At 42.3% G+C, this 6,158-nt stretch carries 6 protein-coding genes; 3 read left to right on the top strand and 3 right to left on the bottom strand.

Annotation, left to right across the window (positions count from 1 at the left end):
- On the bottom strand, positions 1–1,045 hold a 1,045-nt coding region (locus B3763_RS07465; protein WP_286745313.1), incomplete at its 3' end, for a sodium-dependent transporter.
- A 140-nt stretch (positions 1,046–1,185) separates the two neighbouring features.
- Here B3763_RS07465 and B3763_RS07460 point away from each other — a divergent pair.
- Positions 1,186–2,481 carry a DUF819 domain-containing protein gene (locus tag B3763_RS07460; RefSeq protein WP_286745311.1) on the top strand — a complete coding sequence of 432 codons (1,296 nt, stop codon included), beginning with the start codon at positions 1,186–1,188 and terminating at the stop codon, positions 2,479–2,481.
- Here the strand turns inward: B3763_RS07460 and B3763_RS07455 are convergent.
- Complete coding sequence (locus B3763_RS07455; protein WP_286745309.1) at positions 2,470–2,736, bottom strand: hypothetical protein; 267 nt, start codon at positions 2,734–2,736, stop codon at positions 2,470–2,472. The genes B3763_RS07460 and B3763_RS07455 overlap by 12 nt on opposite strands.
- Before the next feature lie 31 nt (positions 2,737–2,767).
- Entirely contained in the window at positions 2,768–3,724 is a 957-nt protein-coding gene (locus B3763_RS07450; protein ID WP_286745306.1) for an OmpA family protein, read from the bottom strand.
- A gap of 154 nt (positions 3,725–3,878) precedes the next feature.
- On the opposite strand from B3763_RS07450, the gene B3763_RS07445 reads away from it, so the two are divergent.
- Together B3763_RS07445 and B3763_RS07440 are read left to right on the top strand one after the other, a co-directional pair.
- Positions 3,879–4,748 carry an SDR family oxidoreductase gene (locus B3763_RS07445; protein ID WP_229838593.1) on the top strand — a complete coding sequence of 290 codons (870 nt, stop codon included), beginning with the start codon at positions 3,879–3,881 and terminating at the stop codon, positions 4,746–4,748.
- Between the two features lie 191 nt (positions 4,749–4,939).
- On the top strand, positions 4,940–6,158 hold a 1,219-nt coding region (locus B3763_RS07440), incomplete at its 3' end, for an FG-GAP-like repeat-containing protein (protein WP_286745302.1).

Raw genomic sequence — 6,158 nt, 5'->3', positions numbered from 1 at the left:
AAATAACCCCCGCCACTAGCCAAACAGCTCTTTTTCTTTTAACCTTTTTCTCGTCTACCACATAGGCTACCGGTACTTCTAGCAGAGATACGGTAGAGGTGAGGGCCGCAAAACACAGAAGTACAAAAAACACGGTGCCGGCTATGGCTCCTAATGTACCGCCAATGGTACCAAAAATTTGAGGTAAGGTAACGAATATTAGGGCCGGGCCACTACCTACGCCTTCCATGGTACCGCCACTCATAAAGCCTATTAATGGGAAGATCATCATACCGGCAATCACGGCTATACCCACATCGGCCAGCGTAATGAAGGCCGCGGCAGAGACAATGTTTTCCTTTTTATTTACATAAGAGCCGTAAGTAATTAGTGCGCCCATTCCCAAAGAAAGAGAGAAGAAGGCCTGGCCAAGAGCGTTGGTTACTACTTCGGCATTTATTTCAGAAAAATCAGGTATAAGGTAGAATTTCAATCCTTCTACGGCATTTGGCAGGGTTAAGGAATATACCACAAGGGCTAGAATCATTACAATGAGTGTAGGCATCAGAAACTTAGCTGCCTTCTCTATTCCTCCTGAAACTCCTTTGGAAACCACATAGGCCGTAGTAGCCATAAAGAGCAGGCCATAGGCTCCAACTTTAAAAATGTCTTTAACAAACTCTCCAAACTGCTCGGCTATACCAAAGTTGCCCGAAGCCATTTCGAAAATATAGCCAAAGGCCCAACCGGCAATTACATTGTAAAATGAAAGAATAAGAAAGCCACTGAGAATGCCGAGTTTTCCAACAAAACTCCATTTTTTAAAGCCCAGTGCATTGAAAGCACCTACCGGGTTTTTCTCCGTTTTACGACCTATGGCAATTTCGGTAACCATTACCGGATAGCAGAGTATAAAGCAGAAAATCAGGTACATTACCACAAAGGCTGCACCACCTCCTTGTCCAACTTCATAGGGAAAACCCCATATGTTTCCTAATCCAACTGCCGATCCTGCTGCGGCAGCAATAAATCCAAGTCTGCTTGAAAATCCTCCTCTATTAGCCATTGATAAAAATTTAAAATCCGAATATATGGGATTCTAAAGAGTATTTGGGTGCGAACCTTATAAAAATCTTAAATGAAGGATGAACGGTGCTTCAGAACAGGAGCCTTGAGGTTTTGACCATAAAAACAGCGGTTCAACTAATGAAAAATTCCTATACTTGGAGCCTAACCAAAAAAACAGCCATGCCGGTGTTTACCAACGATGCCATTGTTCTTGGACTACTCATAATGGTGGTAGCCTGTGTATTCTATACCTCAAGTTCGGGAAAGCCCTTTTGGAAGAAATTCTACACCATAGTGCCCAGTATTTTGCTGTGTTATTTTTTGCCCGCACTACTCAACTGGCCGCTGGGGCTTATAGACGGAGAACAGTCTAACTTATACTATGTGGCTTCGCGCTATTTATTGCCGGCTTCGTTGGTTTTGCTTTGTTTGAGCATAGACCTCAAAGGGATAATGAACCTTGGGCCTAAGGCTATTATAATGTTTTTAGCTGCAACAGTAGGTATTGTCTTGGGCGGGCCATTGGCTATATTGCTTATTTCTTCTATTGCGCCCAGTGTGCTGGATGTAGGCGAGGGTCAGGAGGTATGGCGCGGACTTTCTACAGTGGCCGGTAGCTGGATTGGTGGAGGTGCTAACCAAGCCTCTATGAAGGAAATTTTTAAAGTTGGCGAAGACCTTTTCGCTACCATGATTGTGGTTGATGTGATTTGTGCTAACATCTGGACCGGGTTTCTGCTTTATGGAGCCAATATTAGTAAAAAGGTAGACGCTTGGCTTAAGTCTGATACCAGTGCTATAGACGATTTAAAGAGAAGGGTGGAAGAATATCAGGCCGGTATAGCTAAGATTCCCACCCTGGCCGATACTTATATGATTCTGGCAATTGCATTTGGAGGAACTGCTCTTGCTCACTGGGGATCTGATTTGATTTCGCCAATGCTGGCTGCTCGTATGGAATGGCTCAAGCGTTTTTCGTTAGAGTCACTAGCTTCAGGTTTCTTCTGGATTGTGGTAATTGCTACCACAGTAGGTGTTGGGTTATCATTTACTCGCTTGCGGAAATATGAGGGAGCGGGTGCCTCGCGGTTGGGTAGCGTATTTATTTTCATTTTGGTAGCCACCATTGGTATGAAAATGAACATCCGTGAGGTGTTTGATAACCTGGGACTATTCTCCATAGGTATTACCTGGATGCTCTTTCATGTACTCATTATGGTGGTGGTAGCCAAGTTGATTAAAGCACCATTCTTCTTTGTGGCTGTGGGAAGCCAAGCCAATGTGGGAGGAGCGGCTTCTGCACCAGTTGTAGCTTCTGCTTTTAGCCCTGCATTAGCGCCAGTGGGGGTTTTATTGGCTGTTTTAGGTTATGCCTTGGGCACTTATGGAGCACTGATTTGTGCTTTCCTGATGGAAAGAGCCTCAGCTTTTTGAGCGGTTCTCCAGTTCAAGCTGAATTTTGGTTTTGACACCTCCAAATGCCAGGTAAGGGTAACCTATTCCTACAATGAGAAAAATAGGAGCCATTTTGTATCCTTGTGGAGCATTCCTTAAATAAGAAACTATGACTATTACCACTGCTGCTAAAATTGCAGCAATGGTAATAGCTTTCTGAAGCTTTTTGAACTTGTTTAATTTAGCGTTAAGCTCCTCTTTGCTGTATTCGGAATATTCGTTGGTGCCATTCATGGAGATACAATCGTTATTTCAGACCAATTGTTTAATAGGTCTCTAAAATTTGAAACAGGGCATCTAGCTTTGGAGTGAGTATTATCTCAGTGCGTCTGTTCAAAGCTTTGTTTTCTGGAGTGTTATTAATGGCAATAGGGGAGTATTCGCCCCGGCCAGAGGCTGTAATCGTCTCAGGGTTTACTCCATTGTTTACAAGAATTCTGACAATGGATGTAGCACGCATCACACTCAGGTCCCAGTTGTCATTCATGTACTGAGATGTACGTGAGATAGGTACATTATCGGTGTGGCCTTCTACCATAATGTTGATCTCGTTATTTCCTTTGAGCGCATTGGCCAATTGTTTAAGTGCTTCAATCCCTTTGGCATCAACCTTGGTGCTTCCAGAACCAAAAAGCAGCTTTTCAGCCAAGGAAACATACACTTTGCCGTTTTTTACCTCAACTGTTAGTTCGCCCTCATCAAAGTTCAATAGTGCATCTGTAACTCGCTTTTTCAGTTGCTCAACGGCCTTTTCTTTATCGGCAATTAGTTTTTCCAATTCGGCCACACGCGCTTCTCTTTTGGCCAGGTCCTCCGCCAACTCCTGATTTTTCTTTCGTTCAATTTCGAGGTCATCTTCAATGGCCAAAAGCCGTTGCTGTTGTTGGGCCAGATCTGAATTTAATTGACTACTGTTGCTTAGCAGGTTGTCATAAAGTTGTTTTACTCTGTCGTAATCGGCTTTTACGGTATTGTATTCTTTTGTAAGTAGTTCAAGGTCGTTTTGCAAGGCGGCAGTTTTGCCTTTGTACTCTTCCACCTGCACTTCCAGCCTGCTTATCTTTTCTTCAGCAATTTCCAACTGCTCTTTCAGGTTGGCATTTTCATTTTCGAGGCCTGTTTTTTCATTAAAGAGGGCATCGAATTCTTTTTTGGCCACGCAAGAACTTAAAACTGTGGTGGCTGCAACAAGGAGAATAAGGTGAGTTTTTAGACGGCTCATAGGTTTTTTGACTTATAGGCAAATATGCTCATTTCGTTCGAGATTTAATGAAATGACAGCCAATTTGAAATTTAGTTTTGGGTGTTCAAAATGTTATGCATGCAGAGAATTATTCGATAACTTAACAACGAACCTAAAAACGTAAGAGTTACTCATGAGAACAGATGGAATGTTAAAAGACGATGCACTAAAAGGTAAAACCATAATTGTAACCGGTGGAGGCACAGGCCTTGGGAGGTCTATGGGTAAGTACTTTTTAGAGCTTGGGGCAAACCTTGTAATTACCAGCCGTAAGATGGAAGTGCTCGAAAAAACAGCCGCAGCACTTGAGGAAGAAACAGGTGGCAAGGTACTACCTATTGCTTGCGATGTAAGGGAATATGACCAGGTAGAAGCTGTTCTTAAACAAACTGAGGATCATTTTGGGGCTATTCACGGACTCTTAAACAATGCGGCAGGTAATTTTGTGAGCCCTACGGAGCGCTTGTCGCACCGGGCATTTAATACCATCATAGACATTGTTTTAAAAGGTACTACCAACTTTACTCTTGCCCTTGGGAAACGATGGATTGATAAGAAACAAGCAGGAACAGTGCTAAATATTGTAACCACTTATGCCTGGACAGGATCGGGCTATGTGGTGCCATCGGCTTGTGCCAAAGCGGGCGTTTTGGCTATGACACGTTCACTGGCGGTGGAATGGGCTAAATACAACATTCGTATGAATGCCATTGCACCAGGGCCATTTCCTACAGAAGGGGCCTGGAGTCGATTACTTCCAGGAGATTTGGTGAAGAAATTCGATCCGGCCAAGCTTGTGCCCGTAGGCAGAGTGGGGGAACACCAGGAACTTGCCAACCTTGCAGCATACCTCATGTCTGATTTTTCTTCATTTGTCAATGGAGAGGTAGTTACTATTGATGGAGGTGAATGGTTAATGGGAGCCGGAGAGTTTAGTCATCTGGAAAAAATACCTCAGGAAATGTGGGATATGCTTGAAGCTTCTCGCGGAAAAAAGGCATAAGCCCCAAATTACTTTGGGGCTACTGGAAGGCGAAGCGTAAGCTTAGGAATATTGAGTTATAGAGGAGTTTTTATCTATTGATATTCAGGATAGTTAACCGGTTTCGAAATGGAGATTTTTTTTTGTTTTAGCCTAAAAAAAACTCTTTTAAATCTTGTTCTTTCTATCAATATTCGCACAAAATTACCTATATGCGCAAGTGTATTTTTGTGTTTGGTTGGCTTTCAATCACTACTGTAAATCTGCTTTCACAGCAATACCAAAAGTTTTATGAATTACTAGTGCCATCGCTAAGTATAATAGCTATAAATCATGCCGATTTAGACAATGATGGATTCAAAGAAATTATTGTTAGTGGATTGGAGGATGGAGAAAGTCTTTCTGTAGTACTGAAGTACAACGGGAACACCTTTGAACGTCTAGATAATGTTTTTCCCAATGCCCCGATTGGTGAGGCTGTTTTTGTTCATATCGATGGTGATAATCTAATAGATGTTGTTTTCACTCAGGAAACAGATATCGGAAACAATGCTGCAGTTTATTTAAATCAGGGAGGGCTTGTGTTTTCCAGAATTAATGGGCTGGAAGAAAATGTTGTTCTAAGAGGTGTAAATGCGGTAGATATTGAAAATGACGGTGTGATCGAATTAATTGATCGGGGAGGGACTCTTTACACACTTGTACAGGCCAATGATGTTAAACGCTATATGCCAACCAGTGATATAGCAACAGATATTCACCTCTACGAACAGAGCAACTGGGTTGAAGCAGACCTCAATGCGGATGGTTTTAAAGACTTAGTACTCTTTAGGCCATCTGGCAAGGAATTTAATACGGTATTTATAAATAAGTCTGGTTCGTTGGAGCCAAACAACTTTCAAAACGAGATAGTCAGTGGTATGCATTTTAATACCGCAGATATTGATGCCGATGGACTGCCCGAGATTGTTTATGTGGATTACATAGATAACAAAGCCACACTTAACTTCTTAAAGTGGATGGGTGGGGAAATTTCGCAGTTGGTCGACATGCAAATAACTCTGGTCAACGTGCCAAATGAATTAAAAATCGAAGACTACGACTTAGATGGTGATTTAGATATTCTGTTATTGAACTTATTTGAGAATGAGCAACTCATTAATAAAGTGCTGATCAATAATAATGGTGTGTTCGATGAGTCAACCACCTTATTTATTGACAACAGTGTGGCCAAAACAGATTGGTTGGACTTTGATAATGATGGAGATTTGGATGTGGTGTTTTTTACTTACCCCAGTGTAGAAAACACCGGAATTGTTATTTCGAGAAACCAGTTAGTAGAAGGCTCCAGTCTTGTTAATCAAAGACCGACACCCCCCGTTCAGACTACGGCAGAGGTTTCTGAAACGGGTGTCAAGCTTAGCTGGACTA

Source organism: Roseivirga sp. UBA1976, from assembly GCF_002336325.1.
GTDB lineage: Bacteria > Bacteroidota > Bacteroidia > Cytophagales > Cyclobacteriaceae > Roseivirga > Roseivirga thermotolerans.
Note: the sequence above shows the minus strand (reverse complement) of the source record. Positions and strands in the feature narration are given on the sequence as shown.

Coding starts and splice junctions, on each gene's coding strand:
- B3763_RS07460 (WP_286745311.1), top strand. CDS start 1,186: ATGAAAAATTCCTATACTTGGAGCCTAACCAAAAAAACAGCCATGCCG.
- B3763_RS07455 (WP_286745309.1), bottom strand. CDS start 2,736: ATGAATGGCACCAACGAATATTCCGAATACAGCAAAGAGGAGCTTAAC.
- B3763_RS07450 (WP_286745306.1), bottom strand. CDS start 3,724: ATGAGCCGTCTAAAAACTCACCTTATTCTCCTTGTTGCAGCCACCACA.
- B3763_RS07445 (WP_229838593.1), top strand. CDS start 3,879: ATGAGAACAGATGGAATGTTAAAAGACGATGCACTAAAAGGTAAAACC.